This window comes from Bradyrhizobium sp. USDA 4501, assembly GCF_054062115.1.
This window is the reverse complement of record NZ_JBSSEX010000001.1, coordinates 8,660,139-8,676,335: the sequence shown is the minus strand read 5'-3', so window position 1 is coordinate 8,676,335 and position 16,197 is coordinate 8,660,139. Positions and strand designations below refer to the sequence as shown.

Genomic DNA, 16,197 nt, shown 5'->3' with positions numbered 1-16,197 from the left:
CCACGGCGTTATCAGCTATTACGCCTTCTTCAACCGCTCGATCGCCTCGAGAATCTTGGCGCGGCGCTCCGCTGCTGCCGCGCGCTTTTCCTTCTCTTCCTCGACGAGCTCGTCCGGCGCGTTGGCGACGAACTTGTCGTTGGCGAGCTTGGCATCGACCCGCTTGATGTCGGCGTCGGCCTTGCCGAGCTCCTTCTCCAGCCGCGTGCGTTCGGCCGCGAGATCGATCACGCCCTTCAGCGGCAGCGCGACCGCCTCGCCGCGGACAAGGAGCTGCACCGCGCCTTCCGGCGGGTGATCGGCGAACGAGATATCCGACAATCGCGCGAGCCGCTTGATGGTGTCGTTCCAGCGCCGCGCGCGGTCCCGCGTCTCGTCGGAGGCGCCCGCGATCACCAGCGGCGTCAGTGTCGACGGCGGGATGTTCATTTCCGCCTTCACCGACCGCATCGCAGTGACGAGATCGACCACCCAGCCGATCTCGGCCTCGGCCGCGGGATCGCTGAACTCGTCGGCGTCGAGCGCGGCAATCACCGGCGGAATGATCGGATCGACCACCGGACCGGCGGTCGCGATCGCGGCCAGCTGCTCGCCGGTCACGCCCGACTTGCGCGGCCAGGACGCCAAGACCAACAGGCCGTCGCGCTTTGCGGTCACCGCCCACAGCTCCTCGGTGATGAAGGGCATGAACGGATGCAGCAGCTTGAGGATCTCGTCGCGGGTCCAGGCGATCATGGCGCGGGTCTCGGCCTTGGCCGCGCCCTCCTCGCCCATCAGCACGGGTTTCGCGAGCTCAAGATACCAGTCGCAGAACACGTTCCAGACGAAGCGGTAGATCGCGCCCGCGGCATCGTTGAAGCGATGATCCTCGATCGTCTCGGTCACCTCGCGGGTGACGCGCGAGGTTTCGTGCGCGATCCAGCGGTTCAACGTCTCCTTTGCGCCCTTCGGATCGAAACCGTCCGGCTTGACGCACTCGTTCATCTCGGCGAACCGACAGGCGTTCCAGAACTTGGTCGCGAAATTGCGGTTGGTCTCGACCAGATGCGGCGACAGGCGGATGTCATGGCCTTGGGCCGCCTCGCGGGTCAGCGCGAAGCGCAGCGCGTCGGCGCCGTATTCGTCGATCACGCCGAGCGGGTCGATGACGTTGCCCTTCGACTTCGACATCTTGGCGCCCTTCTCGTCGCGGACGAGGCGGTGGATGTAGACGGTCGAGAACGGCGCCTCCTTCATGAAATGGAGGCCCATCATCATCATGCGGGCGACCCAGAAGAAGATGATGTCGAAGCCGGTAACCAGCGTATTGGTCGGGTAGTGGCGCGCGACCTCCGGCGTGTCGTCCGGCCAGCCCAGCGTCGAGAACGGCCACAGGGCCGACGAGAACCAGGTGTCGAGCACGTCCTCGTCACGCGTGATGAAGCCCTCGCGCTTGGCGGGGTCGACCGCCATGTCGTGGCCCTGCTCCGGCGTGATGACTTCCTGCTCGACGTAATAGCCGAGCGCGTGGCCGACCGCCTCTTCCTCGGTCTCGGCGACGAACACCTTGCCGTCGGGTCCGTACCACGCCGGGATCTGATGGCCCCACCAGAGCTGGCGCGAGATGCACCAGGGCTGGATGTTCTCCATCCACTCGAAATAGGTCTTTTCCCAGTTCTTCGGCACGAACGTGGTTTCGCCGGAGCGCACCGCCGCGATCGCCGGCTGCGCCAGCGTCTTGGCGTCGACATACCACTGGTCGGTCAGATACGGCTCGATCACGACACCGGAGCGGTCGCCATGCGGCACCATGTGGGTGTTGGGCTCGATCCGCTCGAGGAAGCCGAACTCCTCCAGCCTTGCGACGATCTTCTTGCGCGCCGCGAAGCGCTCGATCTTGTCAAACTCGGCGGCGAACTCGTCGGCGCCGACAGGCAGGCCGCGCAGATAGTCCTCGTTGCCCACCAGGCTGAGGCTGCCTTCCTGGTCGAGCACGCTGATCTGCGGCAGGCCGTGACGCTTGCCGATCTCGAAGTCGTTGAAGTCGTGCGCAGGCGTCACCTTGACCGCGCCCGAGCCCTTCTCCGGATCGGAATAGTCGTCGGCGACGATCGGAATCCTGCGGCCGACCAGCGGCAGGATGACGTGCTGGCCGACCAGATCGGCGTAGCGCTCGTCGTCCGGATGCACCGCGACCGCGGTGTCGCCGAGCATCGTCTCGGGGCGCGTCGTCGCGACCACGATGAACGATTTCGGATCCTCGGGGCTGAAGCTGCGGCCCTCGATCGGGTAGCGCAGGTACCAGAGATGGCCCCTGACCTCGACCTGCTGCACTTCGAGATCGGAGATCGCGGTGAGCAGCTTCGGGTCCCAATTGACCAGGCGCTTGTCCTTGTAGATCAGGCCATCGCGGTGCAGCTCGACGAACACCTTGACGACGGCGCGCGACAGGCCCTCGTCCATGGTGAAGCGCTCGCGCGACCAGTCGCAGGAGGCGCCGAGACGCTTGAGCTGGTTGACGATGGTGCCGCCGCTCTCGGCCTTCCACTGCCAGACTCGCTCGAGGAACTTGGCGCGGCCCATGTCGCGCCGGCCCGGCTCCTGCCGTTCCATCAGCTGACGCTCGACCACCATCTGGGTGGCGATGCCGGCGTGATCAGTGCCGGGCTGCCACAGCACGTCGCGGCCGCGCATCCGCTCGAAGCGGCACAGGATGTCCTGCAGCGTATTGTTGAGCGCGTGGCCCATGTGCAGCGAGCCGGTCACGTTCGGCGGCGGGATCACAATGGTAAAAGGCGCGGCGTCCTTGCGTTCAGGCCGGCCGGCCTTGAACGCACCGCTCTCCTCCCAGATCCGGGCCATCCGGTGCTCGATATCGGCGGGCTGGTAGTTTTTCTCGATCATGACAATGCGCTGTGGACCATGGAAAGCGTTAGAAAGCCGCCGGAGCGCACCAAGTCAACCGGACCAGTACGTCAAATCGACGTTTAGGGCATTTGGGGAGCTGATTGAGGGCCGCCAGGCCCAACGGCGGGAGTCAGCCTCGCGCCGGTTGCGTTGCTAGCGCCCACGGCGGAGCTAGCGCCCGCGGCGGAGCTAGCGCCCGCGGGATACCCGCTCGATCTCGGCCTTGACGATCCGCTCGACCAGCCCGGGCAGATTGTCGTCCAGCCAGGACTTCAGCATCGGCCGCAGCATCTCCTTGACCAGATCCTCGAGCGTCCGCGCATTGTTGCTCAGCACGGTGTTGGCCAAAGAGTTGAAGGCCGACTCGACGGCCCGCATCGTGGTTCCCGAGATGATCTGCTGCATGGGCGCGGTCTCGATCGCCGGCGGCTCCCGGGCCGGTTCCGGCGCCCGGCTCCGCGCTTCCGTGAACTCGAGGTCGTCCTGCGGCTCGACCTTGCGGAACGACGGCGCGGCGGCCGGGTCCGGCAGCGCCATCTCGTCGGTGAGTTCGAACACGTCGGCTTCGGGCTGGGCCGCGGGCTGCGGCGACGGCCTGATCTCGGCTGCGGGCGTCGCCTCATCGAGGCTGGCGAGCAGCGAGTCGATATCGTCCTGACTGTTGCTGGCCGCCGGTGCCGGCGCCGCAGGCGGCGGTGATTTCGGCGCCGGCGCGGCGGCCTTCGCGGCCGGTGGCGCTGCGGACGGCGGGCTCTTCATCGCGGGCTTGGCTGCTGGTGCTGGCTCGACCTTCGGCGCCGGGGCTGCAGCGGCGGCCGCAGGCTTCTCGGCCGCGGCCGGCTTCGCCTCGTCGTCGGCAATGATGCGACGGATCGACGCCAGGATCTCCTCCATCGAGGGCTCTTGGACCTTCGCAGGTTGCGTCATCTCCGACTCCACATCGAAACGATTTTACATCAAGCCCGAGAGGATTCGCCGGTTCCGATGATGCGGGCGGAGATTTTGACTGCTCCCGCCCGACTTGTCCCCAGATCAAGCCCGCCCGAGGCTTTGTGCAAGCTTCGTGTCGCCCAATGCAGCGTGCTCACAGGGGGCGTCGCACCTGTCATCACGCTACGCCGGCGCGCCGCGAATCGCCTTGCTGCCCGACAAAACGGTATGTCAGGCCAATTATCGAATGCAAGCAAACGCGCCTGTTTGTGGTCCTGATTAACTCAGAACCACAAACATGACGCGATAAGCGATGACGATGCGAAGGTGTTTAGCGGCCGTCGGGCGTGCGTACGCCGGCCCAGTTGTCACGAACCTGCTGGTAATGCACGCTCGGATCGTAGACGTTGGTCGAAAGCCCGAGCACCTGCGGCGACAAGCGGCCAACCGCGCTCAGCACGTTATAGGACGCGACGACGCGGTCGTGCTGCGCGGTGACCAGCGCGTTGCGCGCGTTGACGAGCGCCTGCTGCGCGTTGAGCACGTCGAGCGTGGTGCGTTGACCGGCCTTGGCCTCTTCGCGCACGCCGTTCAGGGCGATCTCCGACGCGGTCACCTGCGCCTGTGCCGATGCCACCTGCGACTTGCCGGCGACCAGCTGGCCCCACGCGGTGACGACGTTGGCGCGCGCCTGATCGCGGGTCTGTTCGAGCACGAGGCGCTGCTGCGCCAGCGATTCCTTGGACTGGCGGATCAGCGAGTATTCCGCACCGCCCTGGTAGAGTGGCACCGACAGCTGGACCGCCGTTCCCGCGCTGAATGCGCGCTGGCTGATCAGGGTCTGTTCGTATTGCTGCTGCACCGACGTTTGCAGGTTGACCGACGGGAACAGCGCACCCTCGCTGACCTTGACCTGCAGGAAGTTGACGTCGACGCCGTACATCGCCGAGGTGACGTTCGGATTCTGGGTCAGGCTGAGATCGACGGCGGCCGCAAGCGTCGTCGGCAGGAAGCGGTCGACCGGCGAGCCCGGCGCGAGATTCTGCGGCTCGTTGCCGATGATGCGGCGGAAATTCGATCGCGTCGTCGTCAGGTTCGATTCGGCGGTGAGCTGCTGGGTTTTACCTGCCGCGAGCTGCGCTTCGGATTGCGCGACGTCGGTCCGCGTCACTTCGCCGACATTGAAGCGGTCCTGGGTCTGCTTCAGCGTCTGTTCCAGCACGCGCGTGTTGCTGCGCTGAACTTCGACGATGGCGGAGTCGCGGAGATAGTCCATGTAGATCGTGGCCGCGCTCAGGATCACGGTTTGCTCGAGCACACGCAGGCCCTCGCGCGCCGCCGAGACCTGGCTTTCGGCCGCGCGCACCCTGGGCGCGGTCTGCGCGTTGAACAGCGATTGGTTGACCGTGAGGCCTGCGCTGCGCGGCGCGTTGGCGCCATGGATTTGGGTGCGGACAAGATTGTTCGCGTCGCCGCCCTGTGTCGTCAGCGTATCGGTGTATTGATACCCCGCGCTTGCCGTCAGTGCGACTTTCGGGCGGTAGCCCGACAGTGCCTGCGGAACGTTCTCGTCAGTTGACCGCACCTGCGCGCGTTGCGCGTTCAGCTGGGGATTGTTTTGGTAGGACCGCACCAGCGCGGCCTCGATTGTATCGGCGAGTGCGGGCACAGGGCCCATCTCCGCCAACAGAAGGACGGCAGTCGCAGCCGCGGTGACAACCTTCACCCCACGCATCCCCGGAAATCCAATCATTGTAGTCGCCGTCTCCCACACGCAAATCAGTCCGGCGGTCGCTTCAGTCGAAGTGAGTCCCGCCTCACCTTAGTCCGCAGCTAGGCCCAACGGAACTACCCCGCAACGGAACACGGTCGAAACTCTTCACATGGGGCAAACGGGCCACACTTCTGATTCGGAACGGGATTTTATCAGCCGGTGCGCCGCCATCGCGGTCAGAAGACGAAGGCGGGAACTCGCTCGAATCCGGGTAAAACGGGAGCCGAGGCGTCGAACAGCTCGCGATGGCCGAAATCCCCGTGGGAGTGCGTCACCAGGGTGGCGCGCGGCGGCGGCAACAGGCCGAACACCCCGACCAGCCGGCCCCCCTCCTTGAGTTGGCCGAACAGCCCGGTCGGGACGATTTCCGTCGCACCATTGAGGATAATGACGTCAAACGGGGCGCCCGCGGCATCGCCATCGGCGGCCGCGGCCGCTTTGACCGTGATATTCTGGATCCCGAGCTCGGCGAACGCCGTGGTCGCCTTTGCGGCAAGGGCCGGATCGCTTTCGGTCGCGCTGACCTCTGCGGCAAAGCGCGCCACGACGGCGGCGGCGTAGCCGGTCGCGCAGCCGACCACGAGGACGCGGTCGGTGGCCTTGATCTCGGCGGCCTGGAGCATCCGGGCGAGCAGCGCCGGCGTGATCAGGCAGCGCCTCGTCGCACCGCCCTCGGCGACATCGAGGTCGAGGTCGAGATAGGCCAGCGCCTGCTTGCTGGCCGGCACGAAGACCTCGCGCGGCACGGTCAGCATGGCATCGAGAATGCGATCATCGGTCACGTCGCTCGGACGCACCTGACCATCGACCATATACTGGCGCGCGGTCGAAAAACCGGTCATTGGCGGAGACCCTGCAAGTCGCGGCATTGCCGCTGGAGAAGCTAGAACAGGGCCATCTTTTGGAACAAGCTCCGCCAAAACGCAACACGCCGCTGGCGTGCAAAACGCGCTCCCAAAACGCGCTCCAAGGCGCAGTCTATTCGATCGTGACGGCGAGCCGGCCGATCAGGCGGGCCACTTCATCGAGATGCTCGGAATCATGCTCCTCGACGGCCCTCGCGAGCCGGCGGACGCACTCGTCGTCACTGATGTCGGGGGCATCGCTCGGAACGAGCGTCGGCTGCGGCATCGACAGGTCGATCAGGTTAATGGCCATCAAAATCACCTCTCAAGACCCGGCGGGAGCAAGTGTCGACGGCTATTGAGTCGATTTGACGACGTTTTCGGCCTGTCCGCTGCGGACCACGGGCTTGTGATGGCGATTTGGGGGATCGATGGGGCCAGACCAAACTGGCTCCCCGGGCTGGATTCGAACCAGCGACCATTCGATTAACAGTCGAATGCTCTACCGCTGAGCTACCGAGGAATAGGCGAACATCTGTTCGCGAGCGGGCAGCGTATAACAAAGCCTTTCGGCCTTGCAAAGAACCAAATGGCCCCTCCGGCGAAACTTTAGCGCGCACGGTAAGCCTCTGCGATACAAGGGCTTACCTATCGCCCGGCGTGCAACATGCCCAGCCCGCCGGCCCGGCCGCGCTCCCGCGGGCGCCTGGAAACACCGCCAGCGCGGCGGTCGCACCGCGCCCGCGATTCTGTCAGGGGCGCCACGGCCCAGTTCCTATCGCAAACGGGTTGGCTACCGCCCGGCGATGGCAACGATGAACAGCGCGGTCGCGGCCAGCGATGCAATGGTCCGCACGTGGTTCCAGAAGGTCCAGTCGGTCAGATAGCGCGCCCAAACCGACGCCGCCGACGTGCCCGCCGGGTCAGAGGCCGCAAGCTGATCATTCAGCGGCACATTGAAGACGACGGTGACGACGAACATGCCGACCACGTAGAGGCCGCCGCCGCAAATCATCGCAACCGCGCCCGGCTCCTGCCATCTGAGCCCGCCGAGCACGGCCAGCACGGCGCAGGACAGCGTGGTGCCGAGGAACACCAGCATGAACGGCGAGCGGACGATATCGACATTGATCGCGTTCATCGCCGAGATGCCGGCGGCCTGATCGATGCGGCCGAGCGCGGTCATGACGAAAGCCGAGAACGCGAAATAGAGCCCAGCGAGCAGGCCGCAGCCGAGCGCGGAAAACCAAAGCAAGCCCGAGGTCAGGATCTGGCGCATCGTTCCGCCTCCAAATGCGAGATATACTCGTATTTGCGAAATGCGATAAACTCTCGTATTAGAGCCGTCAACCCCGATCGCAGGGAAGCGAAAGATGTCGAGACGAAAGGCCGCATCCGTGGAAGTCGCCCTGCCCGGGCTGGCGCGGCTTGCCCCGACCCAGCAGCGCAGCCGCGAGCGCTTCGAGCGCATCCTCGCCTATGCGACCGAGATCATGGCGGAAAAGGGCAGCGAGGCTTTCCGCATGAGCGACGTCGTCGCGCGCAGCGGCGTCGCATTCGGCTCGCTCTATCAATATTTCCCGGACAAGGCCGCGATCATCGGCACCCTGGCCGAACGCCATAACGCGGTCGGGCGCGATTGCGTCAGGCGCGATCTGGCCGCGGTGACGACCGCGCGCGACCTGCACCCGGCGCTGTGCAGGATCGTCGACAGCTACTACGAGATGTTCATGCGCGAGCCTGTCATGCGCGACATCTGGCAGGCGACGCAAGCCGACCGCGCCCTGCAGAAGCTCGATGCGGACGACATGGCCGTGCTCTCCGGCCTGTTGTCCGACGCGATCAGGCGGATTGCGCCCGACATGCCGACTGCCGCTCTCGCCACCTTTTCCGCCCTGACCATGACACTGATCGCAGCCGCCGTGCGTCACACGATCACGCTGCCACCGAGGAAGGCGCGGCAGGCGCTGACGCAGTTCAAGACCATGCTGCCGCACGACCTCGCCAGTCTGGCATGACGGCTCCGGCACGAGCGTTGGGAATATTCCCTGTACAGAAACGATAGATACGGGCGCATACGGCTTACGCCGTTCGCGTCAGCAGGAGCCGAGGATCGTGCGGCATGCGACTGGTCCCCACCGTGCGATACTTGCCTCCATTGTCACGTCTCCCTAAAATTCCTGCGATATTTGACGGCTATGAATACCGCCGGGAATCCCGGCAAGAGTTTTTAGAAAGTTGTGATTTGTTTCACACGAGGTGCGGCCATGCCGACCTAGGTTCCCGAAGGGATCACCAACGATTCATTAACCAAAGCGGGCGCCATCGTTCTTTTCATAAAATTCGAACGAATCGCTCAATCCGGACCGAAGACTGTTTTGCGACCATGGCGCTCTCGAACCTCGGAGAGCGTGATGAGCGAAGTCGAATTTGATCTGCTGCTGGACGCCGTGCGAACGGCGATCGCGCCCATTGCTCAGGAGGATTTCGTGGCTCAGCCCTCGCCCCGCATTCAGCCGCCACCGCGCGCGGCCAATGACAACCAGGCGCCGTGGCCGCTGATTCCGTTTCCTGAAGGTTGGTACGCCGCGAGCTAATGCGGCTTCTCATTGACTGGCTGCAAGCCATTGATGAGATGAGTGGAGGCCACGACCAGAATTGAACTGGTGTACACGGTTTTGCAGACCGTTGCGTAACCACTCCGCCACGTGGCCCCTTGCGGCGCACTTCATATACGCCCTCTCCGAGATAGGCAACCAAGCCGGACGGCTAACGCCGGCGTCTGCGAAAGTCCCGCTTCTTCGGTTTTGGCGCCAATTCCGGCATTTTGGCCTGCACTTCGCGGAATCTCGCCAGCATCCGCTCGAAACTATTAGTTAACGTTGCGGCAATATCCGGCCGCTTCTCCAGCCCCGCCAGCAGGATCGCGGCCGCCTCAATGGTGGACAGGCCGTCGCGGCGCGGTTCCCGCCGCAGTCTGCCGTAGAGCGAGGGCCGTTTCGGCCCGAGAATCACCCGCTGACACTTCAGCATCCAGGCATTGCGCCACCACAGCGCCTTGGCCTGGCTCCAGGTGCCGTCGAGCAGCACGATGCCCTCGATGTCGGAGAGGATGGCGCGCTGATGCGGCTCGAGCTCGCCCTTGCGGTTGATCGCAACGATCTCGGCATCGGTATCGAGGTCTTCGACCTTGGCGGAGCCGAGATAGAGCGCCGCCCAGCGTGACGGATCGGGTACCGGCCGGCCGAGCGCCTTGGCCAGGCTCGGCCAGGACAGCCCGATCCGCACCACGGCGTTTTCGAAATGCTGTTCCAACAGTCGCGCGGTGCCGAGCGCCCTGTCCTGCTCCTGCGGATGGATCAGGATCAGGAGCTGGATGCGGCTCTCGATCGGCGTGACGCTGTCGCAGATGCACAGCGGCAACGGCTTGCCGCAATGCGCGCACTCCCTCGATCTCGGCGACAATATCGGTTTTTGCTTCGGTCGGTTCGGACATCGCTCCGCTATACGCTTGCAATCGTGCAATTCAAACTATTCCGCGGGTGCGTGCACGCCTGACGGCTCGCGGCGCTGGCGCAGCCGGTCGATCAAGAGATAGATCACCGGTGTCGTGTAGAGCGTCAGGATCTGCGACACGAACAGGCCGCCGATGATGGTGATGCCGAGCGGCCGGCGCAGCTCGGTGCCCGGGCCGGTCGCAATGACCAGCGGAATGCCGGCGAACAGCGCGGCCATCGTCGTCATCAGGATGGGACGGAAGCGCGCGCGGCAGGCCTCGAAGATCGCGTCCCGCGACGACAGGCCCTGATGCCGCTCGGCCTCGAGCGCGAAATCGACCATCATGATGCCGTTCTTCTTGACGATGCCGATCAAGAGGATGATGCCGACGAAGGCGATCACGGTCAGCGGCGTGTTCGTCACCTGCAGTGCGAGCAACGCGCCGAGGCCGGCCGAAGGCAGGGTCGAGATGATCGTGATCGGATGCGCCAGGCTCTCATAGAGCACGCCGAGCACGATATACATCGCGACCAGCGCGCCGAGGATCAGGAGCGGCTGCCGCCCGCTGGTCTTGTTGAAGTCGCCGGCATTGCCGTCGAAGCTGCCGCGAATGCCCTCGGGCATGTGCAGCTCGTCGACCGCCTGCTGGATGTTCGTCGTCGCGACCTCCAGCGGCACGTCCGGCAGCAGGTTGAACGACACCGTGGTCGAGGGGAAGCCGCCGGAGTGATAGACCGCGAGCGCCGACAATCCACGCTGGTAGTGCACCAGCGCCGACAGCGGCACCTGCACGTCGTTGGCGCCGGCAACGTAGATGCGCTCGAGGTTCGACGGATCGCTCTGGAATTTCGGATCGATCTCGAGCACTACCATGTACTGGTTGCGCTGGGTGTAGATGTACGAGATCTGCCGCTGCGAGAAGGCGTTGTTGAGCGCATTGTCGATGTCCTGCACGCGGACGCCGAGGCTGGAGGCGGTCTTGCGGTTGATCACGAGGTTGAGCTGTAGCCCGCCGGGATCGCGGTCGGAGGAGACGTCCGTGATGCCCTCCACCGTCTCCATGCGCTTGGCCACGATCGGCGCCCATTTCTGCAACAGCTCGAGATCGGTCGAGGCGAGCGTGTATTGGTAGTCGGAATCGCTCTGCCGGCCGCCGGTTCGGATATCCTGGGCGGCGAACATGAACAGGCGGATGCCCGGCACCATGTACAGGTTGCGGCGCAGCCGGTCGATCACCTGGGCGGTCGACAGGCCGCCCCGCTCCTCCGGCGGCTTCAGACTGATGTACATGATGCCGCGGTTGGAGGTGGCGCCGCCCGGGCCGCCGCCGGAACCGACTGACGAGCCGATGCCGGCGACAGCGGGGTCGGCCATCACGATGTCGGCGAGCCGCTGCTGCAGCTGAAGCATCGCCTGGAACGAGATATCCGCCGACGCCCGCGTCGAGCCGATCACGAAGCCGCTGTCGTCGGTCGGAAAATAGCCCTTCGGCGTCTTGATGTAGAGCGTCACCGTCAGCGCGACGGTGGCGAAGAACACCACCAGGGTCAGGAAGGGATAGCCGAGCACGATTCGCAGCGTCGCTGCGTAGAACGCCACGACACGGGACAGCGTGCCCTCGATGACGCGATCGTACCAGGTGGCATGATCGGAGGTCGCCTCCCTGATGTAATGCGCGCAGATCATCGGTGTGATGGTCAGCGACACCACGGTCGAAACCGCGATCGCGAACACCAGCGTCAGCGAGAATTCGCGCAGCAGGCGCCCGACGATGCCATCCATGAAGATCAGCGGCGTGAAGGCCGCGATCAGCGACAGCGAGATCGACAGCACCGTGAAGCCGATCTGCTTGGCGCCTTCGACCGCGGCCGGATACGGCGCCATGCCCTGCTCGAGATTGCGGTACATGTTCTCGATCATCACGATGGCGTCGTCGACCACGAAGCCGACGGAGATCGCCAGCGCCATCAGCGACAGATTGTCGATCGAGAAGCCGGCGAGCCACATCCCGGCGCAGGTGCCCGCCAGCGCCAGCGGCACCGACACGCCGGCGGCGATCGTCGGCACCACCCGGCGCAGGAACACGAACACCACGATCATCACAAGCACTGCGGTCGCCAGCAGCGTGAACTGCATGTCCTCGACGCTGGCGCGGATCGTTCCGGTGCGATCGACCAGGGTGGAGATCTCGACGCCCGCCGGAATCCATTTCTTCAGTTCCGGCAGCATCCTGCGAACGCCGTCGACGGTGTCGATGACGTTGGCGTCGCCCTGCTTGGTGATCTGGATCAGCACCGCCGGCTGCTTGTTGAACCAGGCGATCGAGCGCGAGTTGCGCACGGAATCCTCGACCTCGGCGACGTCGGCGAGGCGGACGTAATTGCCGTTCGAGCTTTTGATGACAATGTCGCGGAATTCGGCGGCGGTGCGCATCTGCTTGTTGATCGAGAGCGTCTCGCTCAGCCGGCCGCCATTGAAGATGCCGACCGGCCCCAGCGGGTTGGCATTGATGATCGCGAGCCGGACGTCGTCGGTCGCGATCCCGGCGTTCGCCAGGGACACCGGGTTGAGCGCGATGCGCACCGCTGGCTGGTCGGCCCCGCTGACGGTCACCTCGCCCACTCCCGGCACCTGCGAGATGCGCTGCGCCAGCACCGTGTCGGCGACGTCGTACATCGCGCTAGTCGAGATCGTCTTCGAGGTCAGCGCCAGCACGAATACCGGCGACGCGGCCGGGTTGGCCTTGCGGAACCTGGGCAGCGACGGCAGGTCGCTCGGCAGATCGGCGAGCGAGGCGTTGATCGCGGCCTGCACGTCGCGCGCGGCGCGGTCGATATTGCGGCCGATCGAGAACTGCACCTGGATGCTGGTGGTGCCGAGTGAGCTCGTCGAGGTGATCTGGTCGACGCCCGAAATGGTGCCGAGCTTGCGCTCCAACGGTGCGGCGACGGTCGCGGCCATTACGGAGGGATCGGCCCCTGGCCTGGACGCCGACACCCGAATGGTCGGGAAATCGACATTCGGAACCGACGACACCGGCAGGAACTGGTAGGCGACGATCCCGACCAGGAACAGCCCGATCGCAAGCAGTGTGGTGCCCACCGGCCTGCGGATGAAGGGCTCGGAGATCGAGATCACTGCATGCCCTCGGTGGCGCCCGCGATCGGCGGGCCGCTGGGACCCGGCTCCGGCACGGCCCGCTCGATCCGGCGGTTGAGGCGGTCGAGCGCCAGATAGATCACCGGCGTGGTGTAGAGCGTCAGCAGCTGGCTCAGCAGCAGGCCGCCGATGATCGAGATGCCGAGCGGGAAGCGCAGTTCGGCGCCGGTGCCGCTTTCGATCGCGAGCGGCAGCGCGCCGAACAACGCCGCCAGCGTCGTCATCATGATCGGGCGGAAGCGCAGCAGGCAGGCCTGCACGATGGCGTCATAGGACGACATGCCCTGGCGACGCTCGGCCTCCAGCGCGAAGTCGATCATCATGATCGCGTTCTTCTTGACGATACCCATCAACAGGATGATGCCGATCAGGCCGATCACCGAGAGGTCCTGCCCGCACAGCATCAAGGCGAGGATGGCGCCGACGCCGGCCGAGGGCAGCGTCGAGAGGATGGTGATCGGATGGATATAGCTCTCATAGAGCACGCCGAGCACGATATAGATCGTGATGATCGCCGCCAGGATCAGCCAGGGCTGGCCGGCGAGCGAGCGCGAGAATTCGGCGGCGTCGCCGGAATAGATCCCGACGATGCTGCCGGGCATTCCGATCCTGCTCTCGATCGCCTTCACGGCCGCGACCGCGTCGCCCAGCGCCTCGCCCGGCGCCAGGTTGAAGCTGAGCGAGACCGACGGGAATTGCGCCTGGTGCGAGATCGCGAGCGGCGCCGTGGTCCGGACCAGCGTCGCCACCGCCGACAGCGGCACCTGCGCGCCGTTGGCGCCGGGCAGATAGAGCTTGTCGAGAATCGACGGGTCGCGCTGATACATCGGCAGCGCTTCGAGCACGACGCGGTACTGGTTGGCCTGGCCGTAGATCGTCGATATCTGCCGCTGCGCGAAGGCATCGTTCAGCGTGTCGGTGACGCCCTGCAGACTGACGCCGAGCTGGCCGGCACGCTGGCGATTGACGTCGAGCGCCGCGCGCAGGCCGCCCTCCTGCGCCTCCGAGGAGACATCGCGGAAGATCGGGTCGCGCCGCATCTCGGCGACGAGCTTTTGCGCCCATTGCGAGACCTCGGCGGCGTCGGTCGCGGTCAGCGTGTACTGGTATTGCGAGCGGCTCGACTGGGTCGAGATCTGCACATCCTGCACCGGCTGGAAGTACACCGTCATGCCGGGCACCGTCGCGATCTTCTCCTTCAGCCGCTCGATCACCTTGACGACGCCCTCGCGCCGCTGGTCGAGCGGCTTCAGCGTCATCACCAGACGGCCGACATTGGTGGTCGGATTGACCGAGCCCGAACCGATCACCGAGACAACGCCGACCACATCAGGATCGGCCTTGATGATGTTTGAGACCGCGCTCTGCCGCCGCTGCATCTCGGCGAACGAGACGTCGGGTCCGGCCTCAGTCACCGCCGTGATCGATGAGGTGTCCTGCAGCGGCAGAAAACCCTTCGGTGCCAGCACATACATGATCAGCGTCAGCGCGATGGTCGCGAACGTCACCAGCAGCGTCGCGCGCTGGCGCCGCAGCACCCAGAGCAGCGTCCGATGGTAGAACTCCACCATGCGGTCGATGAAACGGCTGACCGCGGCAAGGCCCGGGACCGCCATCTCCTCATGGATGTTCTTGAGCAGCCGCGAGCACATCATCGGCGTCAATGTCAGCGAGACGATCGCCGAGGTCACGACCGCGATCGTCAAAGTGAGCGCGAATTCGCGGAACATGCGGCCAACCAGGCCGGACATGAACAGCAGCGGGATGAACACGGCGATCAGCGACACCGTCAGCGAGATCACGGTGAAGCCGATCTCGCTGGCTCCCTTCAGCGAGGCCTCCATCACCGTCTCGCCGTCTTCCATGTGGCGAACGATGTTCTCGATCATGACGATGGCGTCGTCGACCACAAACCCGGTTCCGATGGTCAGCGCCATCAGCGACAGATTGTCGAGGCTGAAGCCCGCGAAATACATGATGCCGAAGCTCGTGATCAGCGACAGCGGCAGCGCAACGCCGGCGATCAGGGTCGCGCGCAGCGACCGCAGGAACAGGAGCACCACCAGCGTCACAAGCACGACGCTCAGGATCAGCGTGAACTGCACGTCGCGCACCGAGGCGCGGATCGTCACGGTACGGTCGGAGACGATGGTCAGCTTGACGCCGGCCGGGACCGCGCGCTGCAGCCGCGGGATTTCGCCGCGGATCTGCTTGACGACGTCGATGACATTGGCGCCCGGCTGGCGCTGGATGTCGATGATGACGGCCGGCGTGCCCTGGTACCAGCCGCCGGTGCGGTCGTTCTCCAGGCCATCGACGATCTGGGCGACGTCGCCGATCGTGACCGGCGAGCCATTGCGATAGGCGATGATGATCGGCCGGTAGGCGTCGGCGGCGGCGATCTGATCGTTGGCGGCGATGGTGTAGGACTGCTGGGCACCGTCGAGCGATCCCTTCGGCCCCGACACGTTGGCACCGGCGATCGCGTTGCGGAGATCCTCCATCGCGATGCCGTAGGCCGCGAGCCGGGCCAGATCGGCCTGCACGCGCACCGCCGGCTTCAATCCACCGAGGATCGAGACCCGGCCGACGCCGGAAATCTGGCTCAGCCGTTGACCCAGGATGGTGTCGGCGAGATCGCTCATCGCCCGCAGCGAGATCGTCTCCGAGGTCAGCGCCAGCGTCATCACCGGCGCGTCCGCCGGGTTCACCTTGGCGTAGACAGGCGGATACGGCAGCGTCTTCGGCAAGATGCCGGCGGCCGCATTGATCGCGGCCTGCACATCCTGCGTGGCGCCGTCGATGTCGCGGTTGAGGTCGAACTGCAGCGAGATCTGGCTGACGCCGAACGAGCTCGTCGAGTTCATCGACGACAGCGACGGGATCTGCCCGAGCTGCCGCTCGAGCGGCGCCGTGATCAGCGAGGCAACCACGTCGGGGCTCGCGCCGGGCAGTTGCGTCGTCACCTGTACGGTCGGGAAGTCGACCTGCGGCAGCGCCGAGACCGGCAGCGCCCAATAGCCGAGCGCACCGCCGATCATCAGGGCGATGCCGAGCAGCGAGGTGGCGATCGGCCGGCGGATGAACGGTTCGGAGACGCTCATG

Annotated in this window: 11 protein-coding genes and 2 tRNA genes; 2 read left to right on the top strand and 11 right to left on the bottom strand. The window is 65.3% G+C overall.

Annotated features, from left to right (window positions below; translation table 11 throughout):
- Positions 1–18: 18 nt before the first annotated feature.
- From ACVWZM_RS40450 to ACVWZM_RS40420, 7 genes are all read right to left on the bottom strand, one after another.
- Positions 19–2,883, bottom strand: a complete 2,865-nt coding sequence (locus ACVWZM_RS40450; protein ID WP_456856026.1) for a valine--tRNA ligase — start codon at positions 2,881–2,883, stop codon at positions 19–21.
- 192 nt (positions 2,884–3,075) lie between these two features.
- Complete coding sequence (locus tag ACVWZM_RS40445; protein ID WP_168856413.1) at positions 3,076–3,813, bottom strand: PopZ family protein; 738 nt, start codon at positions 3,811–3,813, stop codon at positions 3,076–3,078.
- Positions 3,814–4,147: 334 nt separating this feature from the next.
- The gene (locus ACVWZM_RS40440; RefSeq protein ID WP_050385334.1) at positions 4,148–5,551 is read right to left on the bottom strand and encodes a TolC family outer membrane protein; all 1,404 of its coding nucleotides are present in this window, start codon (positions 5,549–5,551) and stop codon (positions 4,148–4,150) included.
- Positions 5,552–5,766: 215 nt separating this feature from the next.
- The gene (locus tag ACVWZM_RS40435) at positions 5,767–6,432 is read right to left on the bottom strand and encodes a protein-L-isoaspartate O-methyltransferase family protein (RefSeq protein WP_076828767.1); all 666 of its coding nucleotides are present in this window, start codon (positions 6,430–6,432) and stop codon (positions 5,767–5,769) included.
- A 136-nt stretch (positions 6,433–6,568) separates the two neighbouring features.
- Entirely contained in the window at positions 6,569–6,748 is a 180-nt protein-coding gene (locus ACVWZM_RS40430) for a hypothetical protein (protein ID WP_050404540.1), read from the bottom strand.
- A gap of 135 nt (positions 6,749–6,883) precedes the next feature.
- A tRNA-Asn gene (locus tag ACVWZM_RS40425) sits at positions 6,884–6,958 on the bottom strand.
- Between the two features lie 270 nt (positions 6,959–7,228).
- On the bottom strand, positions 7,229–7,714 hold the full coding sequence (locus tag ACVWZM_RS40420) for an anthrone oxygenase family protein (protein ID WP_456856024.1): 486 nt from the start codon (positions 7,712–7,714) through the stop codon (positions 7,229–7,231).
- A gap of 94 nt (positions 7,715–7,808) precedes the next feature.
- Between ACVWZM_RS40420 and ACVWZM_RS40415 the strand changes: the two genes are divergently transcribed.
- Complete coding sequence (locus ACVWZM_RS40415) at positions 7,809–8,453, top strand: TetR family transcriptional regulator (protein WP_456856023.1); 645 nt, start codon at positions 7,809–7,811, stop codon at positions 8,451–8,453.
- A gap of 396 nt (positions 8,454–8,849) precedes the next feature.
- Positions 8,850–9,032 carry a hypothetical protein gene (locus ACVWZM_RS40410; protein ID WP_024584196.1) on the top strand — a complete coding sequence of 61 codons (183 nt, stop codon included), beginning with the start codon at positions 8,850–8,852 and terminating at the stop codon, positions 9,030–9,032.
- Between the two features lie 43 nt (positions 9,033–9,075).
- On the opposite strand, the gene ACVWZM_RS40405 is transcribed toward ACVWZM_RS40410, so the two are convergent.
- The 4 genes from ACVWZM_RS40405 to ACVWZM_RS40390 form a co-directional block, all read right to left on the bottom strand.
- Positions 9,076–9,149 (bottom strand) — tRNA-Cys (locus ACVWZM_RS40405).
- Between the two features lie 55 nt (positions 9,150–9,204).
- Positions 9,205–9,900 carry a tRNA-uridine aminocarboxypropyltransferase gene (locus tag ACVWZM_RS40400; protein WP_456856022.1) on the bottom strand — a complete coding sequence of 232 codons (696 nt, stop codon included), beginning with the start codon at positions 9,898–9,900 and terminating at the stop codon, positions 9,205–9,207.
- Positions 9,901–9,966: 66 nt separating this feature from the next.
- Positions 9,967–13,071, bottom strand: coding sequence for an efflux RND transporter permease subunit (locus tag ACVWZM_RS40395; protein WP_076828759.1), 3,105 nt, complete (start codon positions 13,069–13,071; stop codon positions 9,967–9,969).
- The gene (locus ACVWZM_RS40390; protein WP_076828758.1) at positions 13,068–16,196 is read right to left on the bottom strand and encodes an efflux RND transporter permease subunit; all 3,129 of its coding nucleotides are present in this window, start codon (positions 16,194–16,196) and stop codon (positions 13,068–13,070) included. The genes ACVWZM_RS40395 and ACVWZM_RS40390 overlap by 4 nt, the downstream gene beginning before the upstream one ends.
- Position 16,197: the final 1 nt, after the last annotated feature.